At 47.3% G+C, this 25,812-nt stretch carries 21 protein-coding genes and 1 pseudogene; 7 read left to right on the top strand and 15 right to left on the bottom strand.

Annotated features, from left to right (window positions below; translation table 11 throughout):
• Nucleotides 1-79 precede the first annotated feature (79 nt).
• The 15 genes and pseudogenes from K429_RS0117210 to dxs form a co-directional block, all read right to left on the bottom strand.
• A complete protein-coding gene (locus K429_RS0117210) occupies nucleotides 80-1,522 on the bottom strand; it encodes an NADH-quinone oxidoreductase subunit N (RefSeq protein ID WP_007212448.1) in 1,443 nt (480 codons plus the stop codon).
• Nucleotides 1,523-1,567: 45 nt separating this feature from the next.
• A complete protein-coding gene (locus tag K429_RS0117215; RefSeq protein ID WP_026367713.1) occupies nucleotides 1,568-3,049 on the bottom strand; it encodes a NuoM family protein in 1,482 nt (493 codons plus the stop codon).
• A 49-nt stretch (nucleotides 3,050-3,098) separates the two neighbouring features.
• A complete protein-coding gene (nuoL, locus tag K429_RS0117220) occupies nucleotides 3,099-4,988 on the bottom strand; it encodes an NADH-quinone oxidoreductase subunit L (RefSeq protein WP_026367714.1) in 1,890 nt (629 codons plus the stop codon).
• Nucleotides 4,989-5,029: 41 nt separating this feature from the next.
• Nucleotides 5,030-5,338 carry an NADH-quinone oxidoreductase subunit NuoK gene (gene nuoK, locus K429_RS0117225; protein WP_007212453.1) on the bottom strand — a complete coding sequence of 103 codons (309 nt, stop codon included), beginning with the start codon at nucleotides 5,336-5,338 and terminating at the stop codon, nucleotides 5,030-5,032.
• A 12-nt stretch (nucleotides 5,339-5,350) separates the two neighbouring features.
• The gene (locus tag K429_RS0117230) at nucleotides 5,351-5,863 is read right to left on the bottom strand and encodes an NADH-quinone oxidoreductase subunit J (protein ID WP_007212454.1); all 513 of its coding nucleotides are present in this window, start codon (nucleotides 5,861-5,863) and stop codon (nucleotides 5,351-5,353) included.
• A gap of 31 nt (nucleotides 5,864-5,894) precedes the next feature.
• On the bottom strand, nucleotides 5,895-6,395 hold the full coding sequence (locus K429_RS0117235; protein ID WP_026367715.1) for a 4Fe-4S binding protein: 501 nt from the start codon (nucleotides 6,393-6,395) through the stop codon (nucleotides 5,895-5,897).
• A gap of 3 nt (nucleotides 6,396-6,398) precedes the next feature.
• Nucleotides 6,399-7,475: an NADH-quinone oxidoreductase subunit NuoH gene (gene nuoH, locus K429_RS0117240; protein ID WP_007212456.1), complete on the bottom strand. Its 1,077-nt coding sequence runs from the start codon at nucleotides 7,473-7,475 to the stop codon at nucleotides 6,399-6,401.
• Nucleotides 7,476-7,592: 117 nt separating this feature from the next.
• Complete coding sequence (locus K429_RS0117245; protein WP_026367716.1) at nucleotides 7,593-9,185, bottom strand: NADH-quinone oxidoreductase subunit D; 1,593 nt, start codon at nucleotides 9,183-9,185, stop codon at nucleotides 7,593-7,595.
• A 30-nt stretch (nucleotides 9,186-9,215) separates the two neighbouring features.
• Nucleotides 9,216-9,809 (bottom strand): NADH-quinone oxidoreductase subunit B, encoded by a 594-nt coding sequence (locus K429_RS0117250; RefSeq protein ID WP_007215268.1) that lies wholly within the window; start codon nucleotides 9,807-9,809, stop codon nucleotides 9,216-9,218.
• Entirely contained in the window at nucleotides 9,797-10,150 is a 354-nt protein-coding gene (locus K429_RS0117255; protein ID WP_007212460.1) for an NADH-quinone oxidoreductase subunit A, read from the bottom strand. The genes K429_RS0117250 and K429_RS0117255 overlap by 13 nt, the downstream gene beginning before the upstream one ends.
• A 115-nt stretch (nucleotides 10,151-10,265) precedes the next feature.
• On the bottom strand, nucleotides 10,266-10,643 hold the full coding sequence (locus tag K429_RS0117260) for a hypothetical protein (RefSeq protein ID WP_026367717.1): 378 nt from the start codon (nucleotides 10,641-10,643) through the stop codon (nucleotides 10,266-10,268).
• Nucleotides 10,644-10,745: 102 nt separating this feature from the next.
• On the bottom strand, nucleotides 10,746-12,197 hold the full coding sequence (locus tag K429_RS0117265) for a TrkH family potassium uptake protein (protein WP_007212462.1): 1,452 nt from the start codon (nucleotides 12,195-12,197) through the stop codon (nucleotides 10,746-10,748).
• Nucleotides 12,198-12,236: 39 nt separating this feature from the next.
• Complete coding sequence (trkA, locus tag K429_RS0117270; RefSeq protein WP_007212463.1) at nucleotides 12,237-13,577, bottom strand: Trk system potassium transporter TrkA; 1,341 nt, start codon at nucleotides 13,575-13,577, stop codon at nucleotides 12,237-12,239.
• Nucleotides 13,578-13,630: 53 nt separating this feature from the next.
• Nucleotides 13,631-13,993: pseudogene (locus K429_RS0117275) on the bottom strand (Bro-N domain-containing protein); the annotation flags it as partial.
• The gene (gene dxs / locus K429_RS0117280; RefSeq protein WP_026367718.1) at nucleotides 13,962-15,896 is read right to left on the bottom strand and encodes a 1-deoxy-D-xylulose-5-phosphate synthase; all 1,935 of its coding nucleotides are present in this window, start codon (nucleotides 15,894-15,896) and stop codon (nucleotides 13,962-13,964) included. The pseudogene K429_RS0117275 and the gene dxs, both read right to left, overlap by 32 nt.
• Before the next feature lie 199 nt (nucleotides 15,897-16,095).
• Between dxs and K429_RS0117285 the strand changes: the two genes are divergently transcribed.
• From K429_RS0117285 to K429_RS0117315, 7 genes are all read left to right on the top strand, one after another.
• Nucleotides 16,096-16,566: a DUF6078 family protein gene (locus K429_RS0117285; RefSeq protein WP_026367719.1), complete on the top strand. Its 471-nt coding sequence runs from the start codon at nucleotides 16,096-16,098 to the stop codon at nucleotides 16,564-16,566.
• Between the two features lie 332 nt (nucleotides 16,567-16,898).
• A complete protein-coding gene (locus K429_RS0117290) occupies nucleotides 16,899-17,615 on the top strand; it encodes a helix-turn-helix domain-containing protein (RefSeq protein ID WP_026367720.1) in 717 nt (238 codons plus the stop codon).
• 4 nt (nucleotides 17,616-17,619) lie between these two features.
• Entirely contained in the window at nucleotides 17,620-18,609 is a 990-nt protein-coding gene (locus tag K429_RS0117295; protein WP_026367721.1) for a GSCFA domain-containing protein, read from the top strand.
• Nucleotides 18,585-21,086, top strand: a complete 2,502-nt coding sequence (locus K429_RS0117300; protein ID WP_026367722.1) for a bifunctional UDP-N-acetylmuramoyl-tripeptide:D-alanyl-D-alanine ligase/alanine racemase — start codon at nucleotides 18,585-18,587, stop codon at nucleotides 21,084-21,086. The genes K429_RS0117295 and K429_RS0117300 overlap by 25 nt, the downstream gene beginning before the upstream one ends.
• Nucleotides 21,087-21,219: 133 nt before the next feature.
• Nucleotides 21,220-21,438: a twin-arginine translocase TatA/TatE family subunit gene (locus tag K429_RS0117305; RefSeq protein WP_007212470.1), complete on the top strand. Its 219-nt coding sequence runs from the start codon at nucleotides 21,220-21,222 to the stop codon at nucleotides 21,436-21,438.
• Nucleotides 21,439-21,536: 98 nt separating this feature from the next.
• Complete coding sequence (gene tatC, locus K429_RS0117310) at nucleotides 21,537-22,358, top strand: twin-arginine translocase subunit TatC (RefSeq protein WP_007212471.1); 822 nt, start codon at nucleotides 21,537-21,539, stop codon at nucleotides 22,356-22,358.
• The gene (locus K429_RS0117315; protein ID WP_026367723.1) at nucleotides 22,358-25,750 is read left to right on the top strand and encodes an AAA domain-containing protein; all 3,393 of its coding nucleotides are present in this window, start codon (nucleotides 22,358-22,360) and stop codon (nucleotides 25,748-25,750) included. The genes tatC and K429_RS0117315 overlap by 1 nt, the downstream gene beginning before the upstream one ends.
• Nucleotides 25,751-25,812 lie beyond the last annotated feature (62 nt).

The raw sequence follows: 25,812 nt of genomic DNA on the forward strand, positions 1-25,812 counted from the left end.
AGCTACAAGTTACAAGTGCTTTGCGGTGTAATAGCGCAACCACTCGTAACTTGTAGCTCGTAGCTTTTGTAGCTCGTAACTAATTCAGTCCGAACGAGAACTTGTCGATGGACTGATAAACCACGCTCGCAAGGCTCAATACAATAATACCGAGCGTACAGATGACAAGGCTGGCACGCGTGTAGTTATCGCTACGGAAAGTGGCGATAGGCTCATCACTCTTGTTGATATACATGGACTTCACAATCTTCAGATAGTAATAGAGTGAAATAATCGTATTCACCAATGCGATGAACACCAGCAGATGGAAACCGCCCTGGAAAGCTGCTGCGAAGATAAAGAACTTCGAGAAGAAGCCTGCGAACGGAGGAATACCTGCCAATGAAAACAAAGCAAGCGTCATGAGGAATGCCAGTTTCGGGTTGGTACTGTATAATCCGTTATATTCTTCGAGCGTGAAACGCTGGGCACGAAGGGCGATAATCGTAATCACTGCAAATACAGAGAGGTTGGCGAACATGTAAATAAGTACATAATACACCAATGATGCCATACCCTGTTGCGTTCCGGCAATCACACCCAACATGATGTAGCCTGCCTGCGAGATACTGGAAAATGCCATCAGGCGTTTCAGGTTTTCCTGACGCAGGGCGAAAAGGTTGGCAAGGGTGATAGAAGCTATGATAACCCAATAAAGAATTTCCTGCCATTGATCCACCATCGGAGCGAATGTCTTGATAAGGATAGTCATCAATACAAAAGCTGCCGATCCTTTAGAAATAACACTTAAATAAGCAGTTACTACACTCGGGGCACCTTCGTACACGTCTGCCGTCCAGAGGTGGAAAGGAACAAGGGAAAGCTTGAATCCCATGCCGGAGAAGAAAAAGACAAATGCCATTATTTGCAGGGCACTGCCGTCCAGGTGAGCCGGGATATCATCGAAATAGAGAGTACCTACTGTTCCGTAAATAAGCGAGATGCCATAAAGCAGCAGTCCGCTGGAGAAAAGTGCGGTGAGGATGTACTTGGCACCGGCTTCGGCGGAGTGGTGGCGGTACTTGTCGAAAGCAACCAATGCAGCCATCGGGATACTTGCTGTTTCCAGTCCGATGAAGAACATCAGGAAGTGTCCTGCGGAAATCATGAAGTACATACCCAGCAGGGTAGAGAGCGTCAGCATATAAAATTCGCCTTGCTTGATTACAGTGTCCGGTCGTTTCAGCCACTCATGTGCCATCAGGAAAACAATCAGCGTACCGACGCTGAGGATGGACTTCACGATGCTTTGTATCGGGGCGTTATGGTACATACCACCGAAAGCATCGGCAGCCGGACCGGGTATGATGGTAATCAGCGTGTGTATCGTGAGCAGCACGACGGGCAACATGGTGTTGAGTCGTGGATTACCGTCCTTCTTGTGAGCATCGGGGCTCATGAAGAGGTCGGCCACGAAGAGGATCACGATGACAGCTATCAGCGAAAGCTCTTCTTTGAGAATAAGGAATTGGGAATAGTCCATATCTATTGAATGATAAGTTATTAGTTATAAGTTATTAGCATACCATTATTGAAATATACTCACCAGGGGCAACACGCTGTCTCCAATCATATTGCTGATCCACAACGGAGCAAGACCGAGGCCTGCAACGCAGACAATGAGAATAATAACGGCAGTGCGTTCATCCCAGGTAGCATCAGTCAGCGCCAGATGGTGCTTGTTGGTGCAAGTTCCATACAGTATCTTGCCAACCAGTCGGAGGATATAGACTGCGGTAATCACGATACTGGTACAGGCAATGATAGTCCACGTGCGGTGGAAAATATCTGCATGCTGGAAAGCACCGTTGAAGATTGTCATCTCGGCAACGAAACCGCTGAGTCCTGGAAGTCCGAGATTGGCAAGTCCGGCAATGACATAACAGACAGCAAGGAACGGCATGATTTTCATCAATCCCGAAAGCTCACGTACGTCGCGTGTGTGGGTACGACCGTAGATCATACCAATGAGGGCAAAGAACAGGGCAGTCATTAATCCGTGGCTGAGCATTTGCAGGACAGCACCGGTACAAGCCGTTTGGTTCATCATCAGGATGGCGAAGAGCACGAGGCCGCAGTGAGATACGGAAGAGTAGGCGTTAATATACTTCAAGTCTGTCTGTACACAAGCCGAGAAGGCACCGTAGACAACGGAGATACCTGTCAGTATCAGGAATATCCAGCCGAGTTCCTGAGCAGCTTCAGGCATCAGATACATGGCGATACGGAAACAACCGTAACCACCAAGTTTCATCAGTACACCTGCATGGAGCATACTTACGGCAGTAGGCGCCGAAGCGTGGCCGTCGGGGCTCCATGTGTGGAACGGGAACAATGCACCGAGTACACCGAAACCGAGGAAGGTAAGCGGGAACCAAATGCGTTGCTGTTCGATAGGAATATTATGCAATTGGGCTATTTCCAGCAGGTTCATACTGGTGGCACCGGAACCGAAATAGATACCCAGAATACCAATAAGCAGGAATGCGGAACCACCCATCAACATCAGTGTCAGTTTCATGGCAGAGTATTCCTTACGTCCTGATCCCCATACACCGATAAGCAGGTACATCGGAATCAGTGCTACTTCATAGAACATGAACATGGTGAACAGGTCCGTAGAAATGAAGAAGCCGAACACACCCAGAGAGAGCAGGGTGAACCAAAGGAAATATTCTTTCGTCAACGGTTGCAGACGCCAGGAGGCGAAAGTACCGGTGAAGACTATGATGGCAGAGAGCAGCAGCATGGCTACTGAAATGCCGTCTACTCCCACGGAGTAGTGTATGTTGAGTGCCGGATACCAGGGTACATCCGCGCGGAAGAGCATTTCGGCTGTGTCTCCGGCGGCACGCGCTTGCAGATAAGCAATGGTTAGGCCTACGGCGGCCAACACTAATGCCGATGCACCTGTCACCATCACCATGCGTATCTGCTTGATGTTGCGACTCAGCCAGAGACCAAGTAACATCAACAGGGGGATGAGAACAAAAATACTTAATATGTTCATTTTTATAATTACAAATTACGAATTACAAATTACGATTAACATTTCTCTACTATAGCAGCAATAACAATATCAATGCCAGCGTACCCAACAGGAATACGTAAGTGTACTGTTGAATTTGTCCACTTTGCAGACCGCGTATTTCATCACTGGTGGCATTGGCGCTCCAGGCAAGGAAGTCGAAGAAACCATCTACTACATGGCGGTCGAACCAAGCGATGGGGCGGGAGATGCAACCAAAGATTATCTTATGAGTTACGAACTGGTACACTTCATCGATATAGAAGCGATGATAGGCAGCTGTCCATAATCCGCGGAAACGACGGGCAAGGGCATTGGCAACGGGTTGCTTTGCCCGTGCGTACATGGCTGTGGCAATTGCGATGGAGATGACAGCTATAGCAATGCTGGTACCTGCCACCGCCCAGTCGAGATGAATCTCGTAAGCCGTACCGTTGGAAGAGATGAACTTACCGAAGGGGATGAAACCGGCTCCGATAGTAACAATGGCAAGAAACATCAGCGGGAAAGTCATAGTTAACGGACTTTCGTGGGGAGTATGTTCAGCATGAAGCTCTTTATTCTCTTTGCCCCAGAAGATGCCGTAATAGAGGCGGAACATATAAAATGCCGTCATTGCAGCAATCACTGTCATAATCCAGCCCATTACAGGACTGAACTGGAAGCATGCTGTCAGTATTTCATCTTTAGAGAAGAAACCGGAGAACGGAGGAATACCTGCAATGGCAAGACAAGCAATCAGGAACGTAATATGCGTCACAGGCATGTACTTGCGCAGTCCACCCATAGCGGACATTTCATTGCTGTGTACCGCATGGATAATGCTACCTGCGCCGAGGAAGAGTAATGCCTTGAACATAGCGTGCGTGAACAGGTGGAACATACCGGCCATATAGCCCAGACCGCCATGATGCGGATCAGCAGAAGTACAAACTCCCAGTGCCACCATCATAAAGCCGATCTGTGAGATAGTAGAGAATGCCAGCACACGTTTGATGTCACTTTGCACACAAGCTACCGAAGCAGCATAGAATGCAGTGAACGCTCCAACGTAAGCTACCAGATGCAGCACGTCGGGTGCATAACCGATGAACAGCGGGAACATTCGGGCCACAAGGTAAACTCCGGCTACCACCATGGTCGCTGCATGGATCAATGCGCTGACGGGTGTCGGGCCTTCCATTGCATCCGGCAGCCAGATGTGTAATGGGAACATGGCACTCTTTCCGGCACCACCGATGAACATCAGTCCCAAGGCCAGAGGTATCATTGCCGCACCACCTTTCAGCAATGCCATTTCACTGGGATGGAAGGTGTAAGTTCCGGCATAATAACCGTAAATAAGGATACCGATCAGGAAACCCAGGTCGGCAAAACGGGTAACGATGAACGCTTTCTTGCTTGCAGCAACAGCAGACGGTTTCGTATAGTAGAAACCGATGAGCAAGTAAGACGAAACACCCACCAATTCCCAGAACAGATACATCTGGAAGATATTGGTAGCCACCACCAGACCCAACATGGACATGGTAAAGAGGCTGAGGAATGCATAATAGCGTTGGAATCCGCGCTCACCCTTCATGTAGCCGAAAGAGTAGACATGTACCATCAACGATACGGTGGAGATGACGATAAGCATCATCACAGAAATGGGGTCGAGCAGGATACCCAAGTCAATGCTCAGCGTTGAAGTGAAGGGCAACCACGTCACATTATAAGGCATAAGTGTGGCGAAAGTGCCGTCCGCCAGACGCGGAGCGGAGAAATACTGCCAGGCAGTGGCGTAGCTCAATACGGCTACCACAGCCAATACCGTGGTACCGATGATGCCCGCCGTCCGGTGCGTCATCCATTTGCCGCCAATCCCCAATACAAGGAAGGAGAGGAGGGGAAGCAGGAGAATGAAGATTGTATATTCCATATTCTTTTCTTTTTTATTCTATTATTGATACTGTACTGATTCTACCATTTCAATTCGTCCAGCTTATTAACCTGGATACTTCGTATATTGCGGTAGATGTTGATCATAATCGCGATAGCTACTGCCGTTTCGGCGGCCGAGATGGCAATGGAGAACAGGGCAAAGAAATACCCTTCCATTCCGTCAGGGAAAAGGAAACGGTTGAACACTGCGAAGTTGATATCCGTAGCATTCAGTATCAACTCGATGCTGATAAGTATCGCCAGTGTGTTGCGGCGGGTGAAGAACCCGTAGATACCGGCGAAAAACATGATAGCCGAAACTATCAGATAATATTCCATGTGAATCATAATCAATTGTATTTAGCGTTTACGTGCAATCACCAACCCACCTACGATACACGCCAGCAACAGGATACTGACTGCCTCGAAGGGAAGCAGATAACCGAATTTGTCACTACTCAGCATAGAGTGTCCGATAGTCTTGATGTTGATTTCCAGCGGTACAAGATCGGTAGTAACGAGGAATTTATGTTTCAACGTAATGAATACTACGATGATGGCACCACCTACGGTTGCACCTAGACCAGCCAACAGTTTGCTACGTTTTAACTTGGTAGTACGGTCTCCTTCGCCACTGGTCAGCAGGATGGAGAAGACGTAGAGTACGACAATACCGCCGGCATAAACCATGATTTGTACCGAGCCTAGAAATGTGTAGCCCAGCAGGAAGTAGATGCCTGCCGTGCCGAAAAGCGTGAACAGCAGATACGTTGCCGAGCGTACCATGTGGCGTGTAGTCACAGTGAGAATGGAACATACGCTGATGAACACTGCCAGAAAGTAGAATACTACGGTTTCAAGGGTTATTTCCATATTCTTGAATTACAAATTACTTAATTACAAATTACTTTGTTGCTTCACTTTGGGGAGCAGCGGGTTTCTTTTTCTCTTCTACGTGACTGCCCGGATGGTTCAACGTCTTCACCAGCTTTGTACGGTCGAACACCGCATGCTCAAAGTCTGTAGCAAACGTAATCGCATCGTGCGGACAAGCTGTGACACAAAGTTGGCAGAACATGCACGAACCGAGGTCGTATTCATACTTTGCCAATATCTTCTTTTTTTTGCCGTCCTCAGTCTCTATCATTTCACTTGTTACCTTGATGGTATCGTTGGGACATGCTATCTGGCACAGCCCGCACGCTATACAATGGTGTTCATTCCGGTCATTGTGCGGCATGGTCAGCGTACCGCGGAAACGGTCGAACATCTCCAGTGTCGTACGATTCTCCGGGTATTGCTCTGTCACTTTCCGGCGGCAGAAGACGGTCATGGTAGTTTTCATACCCGTCAGCAAAGAACCGATGCCGTGCATCAGTCCGCCAAAATAACTGTATGTTTTCATAATCTAAAAGTGCAGTTTAAATACAACAATCAGTACCATCAGAATGAGGTTTACCATTGAGATAGGTACCAGATACTTCCATTCCAATGCCAGGATCTGGTCGATACGCAAGCGGGGGAATGTCCATTTAATCCACATCAGCAGGAATACTACGAAGAATGCCTTGCCGAAGAACCAGATGAAGCCCGGAATATAATCCATTATGGCGTTGAAGCCATCCAGTCCTACAATATGAAGCGGCATCCAGCCGCCCAGGAAGATGGTGGCAGCCACGCTGGCTACAATAAACAGGTTCAGATATTCGGCCAGATAGAAGAAACCGAAGTGCATACCGCTATATTCGGTGTGGTATCCTGCCGTCAGTTCGCTTTCTGCTTCCGGCAAGTCGAACGGCCCACGGTTACACTCTGCATTTCCGGCTATCAGGTAGATAACGAAAGCGATCACTGCCGGAATGTGTCCTTTGAAGATGAACCATCCGTCAGCCTGTCCTTCTACAATTTCAGAGAACTGCATCGTACCCATCAGCACTACCATAGTTAATATACTCAGTCCTACAGACAACTCGTACGAGATAATCTGTGCTCCGCTTCGCATGGCTCCGATCAATGAAAATTTGTTGTTGGATCCCCAACCGGCCAGCAGAATACCTAATACACCTATACTGGATGCTGCCAGCAGGAAGAATACACCTACATTGAAATTCAGCACTTCCATACCTTTATTAATAGGGAGGCAGGCAAATGTCAGAAATGAAGCTATGATCACCATGAACGGTGCCAGGTTGTAGAGGAAGCGGTCGGCAGCTTTCGGAGTGAAGATTTCTTTGGTCAGCATCTTCAACACGTCGCAGATGACCTGAATGCTACCCCATTTACCTACACGGTTCGGACCGAGACGACACTGGAAGAAAGCACATATCTTGCGCTCCATGTAAATCAGAATGATGGCGAGTACGGCATACATCAGAATGATGCACACGCCTATCACTACACATTCGAGGAATATCGCCAGACCTTCCGGCATCAGGGAAGTCAGCGTCTGGTGTATCCAGTTGGTTACTATACTAAAGTCAAACATCTTGTAATTTACAATTTACAATTTACAATTTACGAGGCACTTTACAATGGCAATGCATCAACCGACTACTCATGCGTAGCTAAATTGTACATTGTACATTGTAAATTGTACCTTCCTTTACCTATCAATATCTGGCACTACGTAATCCAGCGTTCCCCCGATTGCAATCAGGTCGGCAATCTTTGCTCCGCGGCAAATGGTATCTACAGTGCTTACCAGCGGTAATCCCGTGGAACGGAAATGCAGACGGTACGGAGTCTTGTCGCCATGGCTTTCCAGGAAGACGCCGAACTCACCACGGCTACCTTCTACGGCAGTATAATACTGTCCTTCGGGTACACGGATGATGGGTTTCATCTTTTCCTGATATGGGCCTTCGGGGATGTTATCAATGAGTTGTTCAAGGATATTCATGCTTTCCATGATTTCGTCCATACGAACCATGTAGCGTGCCCAGGAGTCGCCTTCGGTATAAACGATTTCTTTGAAGTCCACTTTGTCGTATACTCCGTAGGGATGGCGTTTACGGACATCGCAAGCCCAGCCGCTGGCACGTCCTGTACCACCTGTAGCTCCGAAAGCGATGGCATCTTCACGGCTCAGTACTCCTACGCCTTTCAGACGTTGCTGGGCGATGATATTGCCGGTGAACACCTCATGATATTCGTGGATGATGCCACGCAGGTAGGGGATAAACTCTTTCACTCGTTTCTGGAAGTTGGGATGCAGATCGGCCTGCACACCACCGATAGTGTTGTAGTTCATAATAAGGCGTCCGCCGCAAGTTCCCTCGAAGATGTCGAGTATCTTCTCGCGGTCGCGGAAACCATAGAAGAACGCGGTCAAAGCACCAAGGTCCATTGCGAGACAAGAGTAGAACAGCAAGTGAGAGTCTATGCGCTGCAATTCGTCCATGATGGTACGGATATACTTCACACGGTCGCTTACTTCAATGCCCATAGCCTGCTCGATGCATGCACAAAGGGCGTGGCGGTTCTGATGTGCGCCCAGATAATCCAGACGGTCAGTCAGTGCCAATGTCTGCGGGTAGGTGAGGCTTTCGCACATCTTCTCGATGCCCCGGTGGATGTAGCCGCAGTTGGCATCTATCTTCTCGATGGTTTCACCTTCCAGTGATACACGGAAACGCATTACACCGTGCGTGGCAGGGTGTTGCGGACCGATGTTCACAACATATTCTTCGTCTCCGAAGAGTACCAGTTCTTTATTCTTTATTGTACCATCCGGGTTAAGTGCCAGTTCGGTAGTGGTATCAATGGTTTCTTCATTGTCCATACGTAGCGGATTGTCCTTTTCCGGATCATTGTCCTTACGCATAGGGTATCCTACCCAGTCGTTACGCAGGTAGAGGCGGCGCATGTCGGGATGTCCAATGAAGATGATGCCGTAGAAATCGTATACTTCACGCTCCAGGAAATCTGCTGCTTTCCAGATGTCACTGACACTGGGTAACTCGGCATTCTCGCGGTCCAAGGTAGCGGTACGTACGACTAAACGTTCTCCGGTAGTGGTGGATTCCAGATGATAAACCACTCCTAAACCACGCGGTGTATCTGGCGTATCCTTGTCGGTTGTTTCTCCCCAGTCCATACCGGTCAGGCATTCCAGAAAGTCCATTTGCCGCTCTTGGCGCAGGCGGAACATTTCGGCATGCAAGTCCGTAGGTTTTATAAATCGTATATTATCCATATTTTGATTATGTTTCGTTATTGTAGCTCATCACTCGTCACTATCCGGTTTCGGTTCCTTTCGGTTCACTCCGCCGAAGAATTTCTCTATCTTCACTTTGCGTTGCAACTGCATCATGCCGTAGTAGAACGCTTCCGGACGAGGGGGGCATCCCGGGATGTACACATCCACCGGCAGAATCTTATCTACTCCATTCACTACGTGATAGGATTTCTTGAACGGTCCGCCGCTAACGGCGCACCCACCCACGGCAACCACGTATTTCGGGTCCGGCATCTGGTCGTATAGGCGTTTCAGTACAGGCGCCATCTTATTTGTGATAGTTCCGCACACCATAATCATATCTGCCTGGCGCGGACTGGCACGGGCTACTTCAAATCCGAAACGCGCCATGTCATAGCGCGCGGCACCCAGTGCCATGAACTCGATACCGCAACAGCTTGTTGCAAACGTAAGCGGCCACAGCGAATTGCTGCGTCCCCAGTTGATGAAATCGTCCAATACGCCGAGGGCGACATTGGCACCTCCGGCATTAAGTTCGCGAACGAGTTTCTCCAACGTTTCATTATCCGTAAATTCTTCATACGGGATAGACTTTATTTTAGGCTTTTTTATTCTTTCCATTCCAATGCTCCTTTCCGCCATGCGTAGGCAAGTCCTAATACCAGGATAAGTAAGAAAAATAAGATACTAAGCAATCCCGCTATTCCCAGGTCGCGGGCAATGACTGCCCATGGAAACAGAAATACCGTCTCCACGTCGAACATCAGAAACAGGATGGCAAACAGATAGTAACCCACCCGGAACTGCATCCATGATTTACCACGGGTAGGAATACCGCACTCGTACGCTTCCATCTTCTGTGGATTGTACGAACGGGGTGATATCGCCTTAGACAACGCGATAACAATACCCACGAAAGCAATTGCCGTCAGCAAGACGACTACTAACAAAGTAAAGTTCATAAATCTAATTAACTTTTAGATGTATATAATAGGATAGTTGGTCGAAGGTAGCAATACCTCTGAATTGCCTTCGACGGACCTTGGCAAGCCTGTAGAACTTGCCTGACTTAGTTTATCAAATAATTATCTTTCTCAGCCCGAATACATAATAGGAGAGCGGGTCGGGCACAGGGTAGAAAGCGGGATGCAACAACGGATTGCTACTCGGCGAATCGGCCAGCCAGTACATCCGGAAGTAATTCAGTAAAATGAAAAAACTCTTGTTGCCAGGCACCTGTGTACTGTCCACATTGTCCATATATAAGGGCATGGACGAGAAATGATTATATATATTACGAATGTTTTGCTGATGTGAGGTAGGAGCCTGAGAAAGGAAACAACGCTCGCTATCGTTACTTATCAAAGTGCACGATATACCCGCCGCCTGAGCTGCACCGTCGTACAATAATACGCCGAGTAGGATAATCATAAAGTATTTTATGCACTGTTTCATTCAACTACTTTTTCATTCGGCTGCAAATGTATAACAAATATTGGCTATTTTGTTATATAGAGATGGCAAATAAGTTTCTTTTTAGCACTTTTTTGCCTTATATCAACTTCTCCTCCAGAATTCCGGAGTGAAAAGTAATAATACGGTAAATAATTCCAGGCGTCCCAGCAACATAAGGAAAGCCATTAACCACTTCGCCACATCGGGTAGTGCATTCCATGAGAAGGCGGGACCGGTTTCTCCTAGCCCGGGACCCATGTTGCCGATACTGGATACGACACACCCCACGGATTCTACAAAACCAATACCCATTCCCATCATAATCAATACGCTAATGATAATGATTACTGCATATATAAAGCAGAAAGCCAGTACTGTAGATTGTATGGAGGGGGAAATCACCTGCTTGTTGATACGTACCGGAAGTATTGCGTTAGGGTGGAGGATATGTTTAAATTCATTGCGGGCCACTTTGCCGAGGATTACCATACGGATACATTTAAGACCACCCGTTGTGCTTCCTGCACAGGCACCCATCAGCATGACGATGGTCAGCAAACCCCACGTCACGGCGGGCCACAACATATAGTCGTCCGTGGCGAATCCGGTGGAAGTGTGCAGTGAAATCACCTGAAACAGTGACTTGCGGAATGCATCTTCCATGCCTATGGGGTTGGAATAATAAAGTATCACTGCGATCAGGCCGGTAAATAATACTACCGACCAGAAATACCACTTTAACTCAGCATCGTGGATAACTTTCTTGAACTTTCGGTTGACAAAGAACAGCAGTAACGTGAAGTTGATACCGGATATGAACATGAAGATGGATATTACATATTCAATATAGGGTGATTGGTAGTAAGCTACACTGGCTTGCTTGGTGGAGAATCCACCTGTGCCTGTAGTGGCAAAGGCATGGCAGACACTGTCGAACCAGTCCATTCCCCCCAGCATCAGCAGGGCGACAAGGATACAGGTGATACCAGCATAAATGCTCCAGATCCATTTGGCTGTGATACCGATGCGCGGATGCACTTTGTCATGTGTAGGTCCGCTGGCTTCGGCAGCAAACACTTGTAAACCGCTGACACCGAATATCGGAAGAATGGCGATGGTGAACATGATAATACCCAAGCCGCCTATCCATTGTGTCATGCTGCGCCAAAAAAGCAGACCGTGGGGGAGTGCTTCGATGTCATCCAATATTGTAGCGCCTGTGCTGCTGAAGCCGGACATCGTTTCAAAGAAGGCGTTGGTAATGCTGGGTATATATCCACTGATGTAGAACGGTAGCATACCGAAAAGCGAGAAGGCTACCCAGGCAAAGCTGACGAGTACATATCCGTCCCTGCGTGTCAGTTGGCGGTCACCGCCTTTGCCCATGGCTGCCAGGAGTAGTCCGGCGCCTGCCGTAATGCCTGCTGATACCCAGAAATCTACCAACGCTTCATCCTGGTAATAGAATGAAACGCCCGAGCAAAGCAATAGCATCACCGTCTCCAGCAATAGGAGGATACCGATAATCCGTATAACTGTCTTGAAATTAATCATATCATATGAATGAAGAATGTTCTTTTTTTAGTTCTTCATTTAATTAAAGTACTTCTCAATCTTCTTAATCATCATGCTTAGGCAGAATACAACTACGTGATCGCCCGGCAGAATTTGTGTATTACCTGTCACTACGACTCCTTCGCCCTGTCGGATCAATCCGCCGATAGTGGTTCCCTTCGGCAGCCCGAGGTCCTTAACCTGGTGTTTGGTAATTTTAGAGTCGGCTTTCACGGTGAACTCTGCAACGTCGGCATTGGCAAAGGTCAGGCATTTTACGTTACTGACGTCAGCATCCAGCATCATCTGATAGATGTGGCTGGCGGTAATCATCTTCTTATTGATTACCGTACCGATGTCGAGGCTCTCTGCCATACCTATATAATCTATATTTTCTACTTCCGCCACTGTCTTGCTGACGCCCATACGTTTGGCGGCAAGGCAGGAAAGAATGTTTGTTTCCGAGTTTTCCGTCAAGGCTACGAAGGCTTCTGTGTTCTTCAGACCTTCTTCGATAAGCAGATCCATATCGCGTCCGTCCCCGTTGATAATCATAACCTTATCGTCAAGAAGTTCTGTCAGGCGGTTGCAACGGCTCAAGTCATTGTCTATGATCTTCACCTGCATATAGTCGGGTACATATTGGGCGGTTCGCACGGCAATACGGCTTCCACCCATGATCATTACGTTGCGTACGTCGGCATAATCTTCCTTTCCGGCTATCTTACGTATATAAGGTACATACTTGCGGGTAGTGGTGAAGTAAACGATGTCATGCAGTTTGATTACATCGTCACCGCGCGGAATCAGTGTTTCGTTGCAGCGTTTGATGGCTACTACGTGATAGGGCTTGTCTGTTTCGGCAAGCTGGTGCAGAGGAATATCCAGTATTTCCGCTTTTTCACGCATCTTGGTACCGATAAGTATCAGCGATCCGCCACAGAATTCCCACCATTGGCGCACCCAACTCATACGTATGGAAGATACGATTTCTTTAGCGGCAAGCATTTCAGGGTAAATCAATGAGTCAACACCCAGTTTCTTGAAAAATTCCTTGTTCTTAGGCAGGAGATACTCGTAATTGTCAATACGGGCAACGGTCTTTTTTGCACCGAGGTTGGTGGCCAGCATACATGCGGTCATGTTACGGCTCTCATCGGGAGTGACGGCTATAAACAGGTCAGCATCTCTAGCCCCCACTTCTTTCAATCCCTGAATGGAGGTAGGCGATGCCGTGACCGTCATTAAATCGAAGTTGGAACTAAGCGTGCTCAACCTCTCTTCATTGTCGTCCATCAATATGATGTCCTGCTTCTCGCGAGACAACAATTTTGCCAAGTGTGTGCCTACTGCGCCGGCACCGGCAATAATAATTTTCATTGCTCTTTATTACTCTTATCCTTGTTTTGTTCTAATCTCAGAACCTCTTTTGCAGGGTCCTGCATTTCATCCAGCCGCTCTTTGGCAGTTTGGGCCATCCAGAGCTTGAAGGGTTCAGCTTTGGGGGAGGGAATGGATTGAATGAGGCGAAACATTTGCTCAGTAGTGGCAACGTCTGTGAAACGCATCTTACCGTCTGCTGACAGCATTTTTAACTGGTGACAGTTTGTCACCGTTTCATTTCCTTCCTCTTTTAATCGTTGTTTAAGCTTATTCCAATATTTCCTACCGTCAACACTTTCGGTAAGAATGCTTACTACATCTACTATTGAGAAATACCATTCCTCCGTCTCGTCATCCCAAGCCGTACGTACTTTTTTCTCCTCAAATATCTTTATTGCTTCTTTCTTTGTCATGACAATTTATGTTTATGGCCTCTAAGATTCCTTCCTCATCCATGCCACACAGATGATACAATTCCTGTATCGTGCCATGTTCCACAAACTTGTCCGGTACTCCTATGCGGTGTACGTGTGGTGTATATTCGTTGTCCGACATAAATTCCAGGATGGCAGTCCCCATGCCGCCTTTCCGTATGCCGTCTTCAATGGTGATGATGCGGGAAAATGAGCGTCCTATTTCGTGGAGCATCTCCTCGTCCAGTGGCTTGAGGAAACGCAGGTCGTAATGTGCTATTGAGATGTCTTTTTCTTTTTCCGCCCGTTCGATGGCCTTTGCGGCAATGTTCCCTATCGGGCCGAGGGTAACGACTGCCATATCTTTACCGTCCTTCAGCTTGCGTCCTTTGCCAACCGGGATTTCTTCCAACGAGCATTTCCAATCCTTGAGCACACCGCGCCCACGGGGGTAGCGGATAACGAACGGACCTTTGTCCGGCAGCTGTGCCGTGTACATGAGGTGGCGCAGCTCGTGCTCGTTCATGGGCGAGGAAATTGTCAGGTTGGGGATAGGGCGGAAGTAGGCCAGGTCGAACACGCCGTGGTGGGTAGGTCCGTCTTCTCCTACCAGCCCGGCACGATCCAGGCAGAGCACAACGGGGAGTTTGAGTATGGCGATATCATGAATGACATTGTCGTAAGCACGTTGCATGAATGACGAATAGATGTTGCAGAAAGGTTGCATCCCTTCTTTGGCCATACCACCTGAGAAAGTGGCTGCATGTCCTTCGGCAATGCCTACGTCAAAAGCACGGTCGGGCATTGCCTGCATCAGCATATTCATGGAACACCCTGTAGGCATGGCGGGAGTGACGCCGACGATGCGTGGATTCTTTTCGGCAAGTTCCACCAAGGTCTCGCCGAAAACGTCCTGATACAGCGGTGGCAGGTTGTGTGTATCCGCTGTAAAGCGTTCACCCGTTTCGGGATCGAACTTTCCCGGTGCATGCCAAATGCCCGGAGCCTTCTCGGCAGGTTCGAAGCCTTTCCCCTTAATGGTGTGCAGGTGCAGGATTTTCGGTCCCTTCATATCTTTGATGTCCCGCAGGATACGTGCGATATTCTTCACATCGTGTCCGTTGATGGGGCCGAAGTAGCGGATATTCATTCCTTCGAAGATATTCTGTTGTTGGGCAGCTATTGATTTCAGGCTGTTTCCAAAGCGGATAAGTGCTTTACGGCGATCTTCGTTGAGAATGCCCACTTTGAACAGCATCTTGGATACTTTGAAGCGGAGTTGGTTGTATCGGTTTGAGGTGGTCAGGTTGAAGAGATATTGCTTCATGCCGCCTACACTGCGGTCTATGGCCATCTCGTTATCGTTCAGAATGATAAGCAGGTTGTTGGAACTTGCTGAGGCATTGTTCAATCCTTCGAATGCTAGTCCACCACTCATGCTGCCATCGCCAATTACGGCAACCACATGGCGGTCTTTTTCTCCTTTTTCTTCTGCCGCTACCGCCATGCCGAGAGCCGCTGAAATGGAGTTCGAAGCATGTCCGCAAGTGAAAGTGTCATAATCGCTTTCATCGGGAGAAGGGAAAGGGCGGATACCTTTGAATTTCCGGTTTGTGGAGAATGTTTCCCGACGTCCGGTCAGTATCTTATGGCCATACGCCTGATGGCCTACGTCCCACACGATGCGGTCGTAAGGAGTATTGAACACGTAATGCAGGGCGACGGTCAGTTCTACCGTCCCCAAACTGGCTGCAAAGTGTCCCGGGTTGCACGAAACTTCTTTAATAATGTCCTGCCGCAATTCTTTGCAAATTTCCGGAAGCTGATCAACGCTCAGTTTACGCAGATCTTCGGGATCAGAAATAGAATTTAGCAAGTTATATGTTGTTGGTTCTGTCTTCATCTCTGTTCTGAGGATTACAAATTGCAAAATTAGTAAAAGAAAACGGAAGGTATTCCCTTTTTGGGGGAAAAATATGAATCCTTGCCGCTTTAACATTAGTTCTTCTCCTTTTTTATCTTAATATTTCAAGAACTCTTCTTCTTTGGATTGTTCCGTCAGAATAGATTCACTACATTTGTCCCCTCAAAAACAGAATATCATGGAAGACTGCTTTAATTATGATTCGGTGCCTTTAAATTACCTCCACTGTCTTAACCCCGATTGTGCGCGAAGTGAAAGTTGCCTGCGCCATCTTGTTACGTTGCATGTGCCGCAAAGTGTGAAGAGCATTGTAACGGTGAATCCTGCCAATTATCCTATGGATGCCGGTCAGTGTCCTTACTTCCGAAGCACTGTGAAACTTCGTTATGCCTGGGGCATCAGTACCCTCTTTGATAACATCCCCTATAAGAAAGCGTTGCTGTTGAAAGGGATGATTCGTACTCTCTTTCCAAAACCCACTTATTACCGTATCCTGCACAAGGAACGTGGACTCTCACCGGCAGAACAGGCGGAAATTGCCGGGCTTTTTGCACAAGCGTGCATTACGGAAACTCCTGCATTCGATAGTTATACCGAAGAATATGACTGGGACGGATATCATGTTCCAAAAGCCGTAAATTCCCTCTAAGCTGTTGCCTGATAGGATGATGGGTGTGCCACTCGATTCAGTCGTAGTGAAACACTCGTTCAGTCGTAGTGGGAAGTACCTTCAGTCGTAGTGGGAGGTGCCTTCAGTCGTAGTGGGAAATACTTTCACTCGTAGTGGGAAAGATATTCTGTTATAGTGCCGGTATTGTTTCCCTTACTTTTATTTGCCCCTTTAAAACAAATTGATTAGTTTTGTTGCTGTAATGTATAACTTCGTTTTCGTATGGAAAACATCATATATTGACTTTTGCATTAAAAAAATGCATAAGTGTATGTTGAAGGCAACATTAGAACTTATTTATATAAATAAATATGGAAAAGGATATCTTTTTTAATGTAGCGGACATCGTGAAGCGTGCCAAGCGTGTATTGAACTTCAAAACAGATGCTGATCTGGCTGCCTACCTGGGTGTGTCGCGTTCTACACTTAGTAACTGGATTGCACGAAACAGCACCGACTTCCCGTTATTGCTGAGCAAGATGAAGGATGTGGATTATAACTGGTTGCTGTTAGGGAAGGGAACCCCTGTAAGTCATTTACAAAGTTGTTATAACGAACTGGCGACAGGTAATGTTGAGATAATACACAATCCCAAAACGCCGGATGCGATGAAAGACCGCAGTGTAGTGCTGTACGACATTACTGCTGCCGCTAATCTGCGTACATTGCTTGCCAATAAGCACCAGTTTGTGATGGGAAGAATACAAATACCTAGTATTCCTGTATGCGACGGTGCCCTTTATATTAGTGGGGACAGTATGTATCCCATCCTGAAATCGGGAGATATTGTAGGTTTCAAGGAAATGAACAGCTTCAGCAATGTCATTTATGGTGAAATGTATCTAGTCTCATTCGATATTGATGGCGATGAGTATCTGGCAGTGAAGTATGTGAACCGTTCGGAGCAGGAGGGTTGCATTAAACTTGTGAGTTATAATCCGCACCATGAACCGATGGATGTTCCCTTTGCTTCCATTCAGGCAATGGCTATCGTGAAATTCTCTATCCGGAAGAATATGATGATGTAAACGTATGAACTTTTCTACCCCTGTTGAATTACCTTCCGATCTGCCCCGTTTTACTCAGGCGGACGAACTTCTGTTGATGGGTTCCTGCTTTGCCACCAACATCGGTGCACTGCTTGCGGATGCCAGATTTCGTCCGGATGTCAATCCATTTGGGGTTCTTTATAATCCTTTGTCTGTTTCAACAGCTTTGCGTGAGTTGGTGACGGGCAGACTGTATAAAGAAGAAGACCTGTTTTTCTTTCGTGAGTGCTGGCATAGCCCGATGCATCATGGTGATTTTTCTTCTCCCTCTGCAGAAGAAGTGTTGCAGCGTATTAATATCCGTCTGCAAACAGCGCACGAACGTATCCACCATTTGAACTGCCTGATGTTGACTTTTGGTACAGCATGGGTGTACGAACAAAAATCCACGGGACATGTGGTTGCTAATTGTCATAAACAACCGGAGTCTGTCTTTACCCGTCGCCGGCTCAGCGTGCAGGAGATTGTATCGGATTATACCTCTCTCTTCTCCGGTTTGATTGCTCGGAATCCGAAGTTGAAAGTGATTCTTACGGTCAGCCCTATCCGCCACGTACGCGACGGGATGCACGCTAATCAATTGAGTAAAGCTACACTTCTGCTTGCCATCGATCAGTTACAGACTTCTTTTCCCGGACATGTCTTTTATTTTCCGGCTTATGAACTCTTACTCGACGAGCTTCGTGACTATCGTTTTTATGCCGATGATATGGTGCATCCATCTCCCTTGGCGGTACGCTATGTATGGGAGAAGTTCGTGCAGACCTGTCTCTCTGAGGACGCGTTAGAGATTATGCAGGAAAGTGAAAATATCAATAAAGCGCTATCTCATAAGCCCTTCCATCCGGAGTCAGACGAGTATAAGCGTTTTTTAGGACAAATTGTGTTAAAAATCGACCGACTTAACAAAAAATACCCGTACTTAGATTTCAAAAAAGAGAAAGATATATGTCATATACGATTGAAACAATAGCCGAACGCATCAGTGCACGACGTGTGGGGGACACGCCGGCAACCATAGATTGGTTACTTACCGATAGCCGTTCCTTGAGTTTCCCCGAAGAAACCTTATTTTTTGCCTTAACTACCAAGCGCAATGATGGCGCACGCTATATTCCTGACTTGTATTCACGCGGTGTTCGCAATTTTGTAGTCAGCAAAGAAGCTTATAAATGGGTGGAAAGCGGACAACTGGCAATGAGTAATTCGGATATGTTAGCTGTTAATTTCCTTGTGGTCGCCAATCCGTTGAAGGCTTTGCAGAAGTTGGCGGAACAACACCGTGAACAGTTTCAGATACCGGTTATCGGCATAACGGGCAGTAACGGAAAGACGATTGTAAAGGAATGGCTTCATCAATTGCTCAGCCCTGAACGGGTGATTGTTCGTTCACCACGCAGCTATAATTCGCAGATCGGCGTGCCGCTGTCCGTTTGGCAGATGAACGAGCAGTCCGAACTCGCTATTTTCGAAGCTGGAATTTCGGAGATGGGAGAGATGCGTGCCTTGCAGAATATTATCAAACCTACCATTGGCATACTGACCAATATCGGCGGAGCTCATCAGGAGAACTTCTTCTCTTTGCAAGAGAAGTGCATGGAAAAACTGTCGCTCTTCAAGAACTGCGATGTGGTGATCTATAATGGTGATGATGAGTTTATCAGTAATTGTGTGGCGAAGTCTATGCTCAGTGCCCGTGAAATAGCATGGAGCCGGAAAGATATGGAGCGTCCCCTGTTTATAAGTAAGGTGGAGAAAAAGGAGGATTGTACCATCATTTCTTATCGTTATCTGGAGATGGATAATACCTTTATACTGCCTTTTATTGACGATGCTTCCATTGAGAACTCGCTTAACTGCCTGGCTGCCTGTCTTTATCTGATGCTTCCTGCCGAGAAGATTACGGAACGTATGGCGACACTGGAACCGGTGGCTATGCGCTTGGAAGTGAAGGAAGGTAAAAATGGTTGCCTGCTGATAAATGATAGCTATAACAGTGATCTCGCTTCACTGGACATTGCACTCGATTTTCTTTACCGTCGTTCGCAGAGTAACGGACTGAAGCGGACTCTTATCCTTTCGGATATACTGGAAACCGGACAGAATGCGCCGACGCTTTACCGGAAAGTATCGCAGCTTGCCGGTAGCCGCGGCATTGAGCGTATCATCGGAGTAGGCAGTGAGATATCTTCGTGTGCCGCACGCTTTGACATCGAGAAGGCTTTCTATCCTAATACAGAAGCCCTGTTGCGCGCTATTTCCCGTGGAGAACTGCGGTTGGAGAATGAGATTATATTGATAAAAGGTGCCCGTCAGTTCGGTTTTGATGCTTTGACGGAAGAACTGGAGAAAAAGGTACACGAGACCATTCTTGAGGTGAATCTTGGAGCCATGATAGCTAATCTGAACTATTACCGCAGTCGGCTGCGTCCGGATACGAAGATGGTGTGTATGGTGAAAGCATCAGCCTATGGAGCCGGTTCGTATGAGATTGCCAAGACATTGCAGGAACATCATGTCGATTTTCTGGCTGTGGCTGTGGCTGATGAAGGTTCCGAACTCCGCAAAGCGGGTATTACGGCAAGCATCATCATTATGAACCCGGAGATGACCGCGTTCAAGACCATGTTCGACTATAAACTGGAACCAGAAGTGTATAGCTTCCACCTGCTGGATGCACTGATTAAAGAGGCGGAGAAGGAGGGAATCACTAACTTCCCGATTCATATAAAACTGGATACGGGTATGCATCGCCTGGGCTTTGCTGCCAAAGATATGCCGCGATTGATTGAACGGCTGAAAGGACAGAATGCAGTGATTGCCCGTTCGGTATTCTCGCATTTTGTGGGTAGTGATGCGGCACAGTTCGATGCGTTTACACGTGGACAGATTGAAATGTTTGAAGCGGCATCCATGCAGTTGCAGGAAGCATTTCCGCATAAGATACTCCGGCACATCTGCAATTCGGCAGGTATTGAGCGCTTCCCGGGTGCACAGTTCGACATGGTACGGTTGGGTATCGGTTTGTATGGTGTCAGTCCCATTGATAACAGCATTATCAATAATGTGAGCACACTGAAAACTACCATCCTGCAAATACGTGATGTACCCCAGGAAGACACAGTAGGCTATAGCCGCAAGGGGCATCTGATACGTAATTCACGGATTGCCGCATTGCCTATCGGATATGCCGACGGGTTGAACCGTCATCTTGGCAACGGCCACGCCTATTGCTTGGTGAATGGCCAGCGTGCGCCCTATGTGGGTAACATCTGTATGGACGTTTGCATGATTGACGTTACGGACATTGACTGCAAGGAAGGAGATACCGTAGAGATTTTCGGCGATCATCTGCCTATTACGGTACTTTCCGATATTCTTGAAACCATTCCTTACGAAGTGCTGACAAGTATTTCTACACGGGTGAAAAGAATCTATTATCAGGATTAATCGTCCGTTCGTGAGCTGTATATGCTTCCCGGTTATTCGGCTTGACACAGAAAGTTTTCGTTTTAATCTGTGTAAATCTGTGTAATCTGTGGTGAAACTATTATATTTGCAACAAATTTAAAAGACTACGGATATGACAAACTTACTTTTATTAGGCTTTCTGCCCAGCGGTTCCGAATGGGTTATCATCGCCCTGTTAATACTGTTGTTGTTTGGTGGTAAGAAAATCCCCGAACTGATGAAAGGACTCGGTAAAGGTGTGAAGAGCTTCAAAGATGGTGTGAATGAAGCAAAAGAAGAAATAAACAAGGCAAAGGATGATATAGAAGAGCCGGCTTCAAAAAATAAATGAGTTACATAAGCTACGAGCTACAAAGCTACAAGTGGTTGCGCGATTATGCCGCATGGCACTCGTAGCTTGTAACTTGTAACTCGTAGCTACTTACTACTATGGCAGATAAGGAATTAACCTTTTGGGATCATTTGGACGAACTGCGTCGTGTATTGTTTCGGGTACTCGGTGTATGGTTTGTATTGGCTGTCGGTTATTTTATTGCGATGCCGTGGCTGTTTGATAACGTAGTGTTAGCTCCCTGTCACAATGACTTCGTTTTCTACGACGTGCTGCGCTATGTGGGAAAAGTTTTCGATCTCCATGATGATTTCTTCACACAGGATTTCCACGTTAAACTAATCAATATTAATCTGGCTGCCCCGTTCTTTATTCACATGTCCACTGCATTCTGGATGTCGGTGGTGACGGCTACGCCTTATATTTTTTTTGAAATCTGGCGGTTTATCAGTCCTGCGCTCTATGCTAATGAGCGGCGTGGCGTGAAGAAAGCCCTGTGCATTGGTACGGTGATGTTCTTCCTCGGTGTACTTCTGGGCTATTTTATGGTCTATCCGCTGACGCTGCGTTTTCTTTCCACCTATCAATTGAGCGCGGCTATTGAGAACCAGATTTCTTTGAATTCCTACATAGATAACTTCATGATGCTGGTGCTCTGCATGGGACTGGCTTTCGAATTGCCGTTAGTGACGTGGCTGCTTTCGCTCTTGGGACTGGTACATAAATCTTTCCTGCGCAAATACCGCCGTCATGCGCTGGTGCTTATCGTGATTATTTCAGCTATCATTACGCCGACTGGCGACCCCTTCACCCTGACTGTGGTTTCCGTTCCGCTTTATCTGCTCTATGAGTTGAGTATCCTGATGATTAAGGATAAAAAGACCGACGCGGACGAGACTGATGAAGAGAAGGAGGAATAATGAAAGAAGAAGCACGGGAATACTACCATTTCTTGCTCGCTGTCTGCCGGGATGAAAATATTCCGCTGGTAACAGTTTATCGTCAGCTTCGTGAATTTCTGGAACGCCTTTGCCGTACGCAGATGCCGGACGGTAGCCTGCAAATGACGGACCTTTCCGCTCGTGTCAGTTTTGTGGCCTCAAAAGTGGGGCTCTCCGTAGTGGAACAAAACCGCTTGCACACCTTCCGACTGACTTCCAATGCCGTACTGAATCGGCAATCCGAACCTTCACGCGAGAATCTGTTGCGTGACATCAAGACATTGACCTTCTTTGTGAAACGGTTGACGGGTGAGGATATCCCTGCTGAACTATATCATCAGCTTCCCCGTGCGGATGCCACTTATATTGTTGCTCCGCCTGCAAAAGAACGGATACGCCGGATGCGTGTCTGCTTCCAGTATGCTGACGACACTTTTCTATATGTATTGCCTGTAGATACCGTTGCCGATGAACCGCTGAGGGTACGCTACAATGTATCTCAGGTGAATGAGGAATTTGCCGAGACTTGCAAACTGCTGTGGCGTCATGCGCAGGTTAACCTGCTGGATGTAGCTGTAGATGAGGCTGGTATACTGACGCCTTCCTTTATTATACTGGAACCGGACTATCTGTTGGATATCAGCTCGTTGGCAGAGTGCTTTAAAGATTACGGGCATCATCCTGCCAATTATTTGCTGGCACGCCTGCAATCTCCTGACAATACGCGTCCGCTGTTGCTTGGAAACATCGCCAATCTTTTTCTGGATGAGTGGATCTATGCCAAGAAGGAACCGGACTATCTGACTTGTATGAAGAAAGCGTTCCGTACCTATTCCATTGATTTGGCCGCGTGTGCTGATTTGTTGGATAAAGAAAAGGAAAAGGAATTCTTCGCTGATTGTAAACGGCACTTCGACCATATCCGACAAACGGTGACGGAGACTTTCCGTGCTCCCGGTTATGAACTGGATAAGACGGATGCCGTGCTGGAACCTACCTATATCTGTGAAGCTCTGGGATTGCAAGGTCGCCTGGACTATATGCAGCGCGATATGTCTTCCTTCATAGAAATGAAGTCGGGCAAAGCTGACGAGTATTCTATCCGGGGCAAGGTGGAGCCGAAGGAGAATAATAAGGTACAGATGTTGTTGTATCAGGCGGTATTGGAATACTCCATGGGAATGGATCACCGCAAGGTAAAAGCTTATTTGCTCTATACCCGCTATCCGTTGTTATATCCCGCTCGTCCGTCGTGGGCGATGGTGCGCCGTGTAATGGATGTGCGCAACCGGATTGTGGCGAATGAATACGGTATGCAATTACGTAATAGTCCGCACTATACGGCAGAGCGGCTGAAGGATATTCATCCGGATACATTGAATGAGCGCCACCTGAACAATACATTGTGGAAACGCTATCTTTACCCTGCCATTGATGCCGTGATGCAGCGTCTTCGGGCGCTTACACCGTTGGAACAATGCTATTTCTATACACTTTATAATTTTATTACGAAGGAACTATACACTTCAAAATCGGGAGATATTGATTATGAAGGGCGTACAGGTGCTGCCGCCTTGTGGCTTTCTACGCTTGAAGAAAAGTGTGAAGCGGGAGAGATATTATACGATCTGACAATCACAGAGAATCATGCGGCGGATCTGCATAAAGCATACCTTGTGTTGGCACGGGCTAATCAGCGGTCGGCGCAGACATTGCCGAATTTCCGTGAAGGTGACTCCATCGTTCTCTATCAACGTAATAATGATACGGACAACGTAACCAATAAAATGGTATTCAAAGGAAATATAGAGCGAATCACCGACCGGGATATCCGTATCCGGCTTCGTGCTTCGCAACAAAATACTTCCGTGCTTCCTCCCGACAGTCGTTATGCCATCGAGCATGATTATATGGATACTTCTTTCCGCAGTATGTATCTGGGACTTTCTGCCTTTCTTTCTGCCAACAAGGATCGCCGGGACCTGTTGCTATCCCAGCGACAGCCGGAGTTTGACGTTTCTTTCGATCCTCGCATTGCAGTTGCTCCGGATGATTTCTCCCGTATCACCCTGAAAGCCCAGGCTGCTAAAGATTATTTTCTTTTGGTAGGTCCTCCGGGCACCGGAAAGACTTCCCGTGCTCTACGCGGTATGGTGGAAGCCTTCTATCGTGAGGGGAAGCAGATATTATTGCTCTCGTACACTAATCGTGCAGTGGATGAAATCTGCAAAACCCTCTCTGTCATTACGCCTGAGATTGATTTCATCCGTATAGGGAGTGAACTTTCCTGCGATATACCTTTCCGTTCATATCTGATAGAGAATGTGCTGGAATCCTGCTCTTCACGTCGTGAGGTGCATGCCTGCATAGAGCGTTGCCGTGTTTTTGTGGGCACTGTCTCCACATTCTCCTCCAAAACGGAATTGTTCCGTCTGAAAACTTTCGATGTGGCTATTGTGGATGAGGCTACTCAGATACTGGAACCACAACTGCTGGGGCTTCTTTGTGCGCGTAATGTGGCGGGTGGAAATGCTATTGGTAAGTTTATCCTCATTGGTGATCATAAACAATTGCCCGCTGTCGTGCTTCAATCCGAATCCCAATCTGAAGTCTGCGAGGACTGCCTGCATAGCATCGGTTTGCATAATTTGAAAGATTCCCTTTTTGAACGCCTCTACCGGAATTCTGCCGATACCACTCATCACTTATCACTCATAACTAACCGCTCCTACGACATGCTTTGTCGCCAGGGACGTATGAATGTGGAAGTGGCTCGTTTTCCTAATCATGCCTTTTATGGTGGACTACTGGAACCTGTCGGTTTGCAACACCAGCAAGGGGAACTGACACTTGCTCCGGGGTTGGAAAATGATGAATTTGCAGATATACTGGTACGTCGTGTGGTTTTTCTTGCCTCAGTGCCGGAGGTCGCTTCGCAATCGGCAAAGATTAATCATTTCGAAGCACAGCTCGTAGCCAGACTGGCAGCTGCTATCTATCGGCAATATGACGGTACTTCCGGTTTTCGTCCTGCCCTGACTTTGGGGATTATCACTCCCTATCGTAGTCAGATAGCTCTTATTAAAAGTGAAATAGCCGCTTTGGGCATTCCGTGTTTAAACGATATCCTGGTAGATACCGTAGAGCGCTTCCAGGGGAGTGAGCGCGATGTGATTATTTATTCCTTCTGTGTGAACCGTACTTATCAATTGAAATTCCTTGCCAATCTTACGGAAGAGGGTGGGGTATGGATTGACCGGAAATTGAATGTGGCTCTTACCCGTGCCCGTAAGCAATTGTTTATGACAGGTGTACCCCATCTGCTACGGCAAAATCCTATCTATGCGGACTTGTTGGATAGTATTTTCTAAAATGGAAGGAACTGTGACTTTCAGGAGGATAATCCGAGTCCTATTTAGCAAATCTTAAACGT

It is taken from the genome of Bacteroides sp. 14(A), assembly GCF_000526555.1.
Lineage (GTDB): Bacteria > Bacteroidota > Bacteroidia > Bacteroidales > Bacteroidaceae > Bacteroides > Bacteroides cellulosilyticus.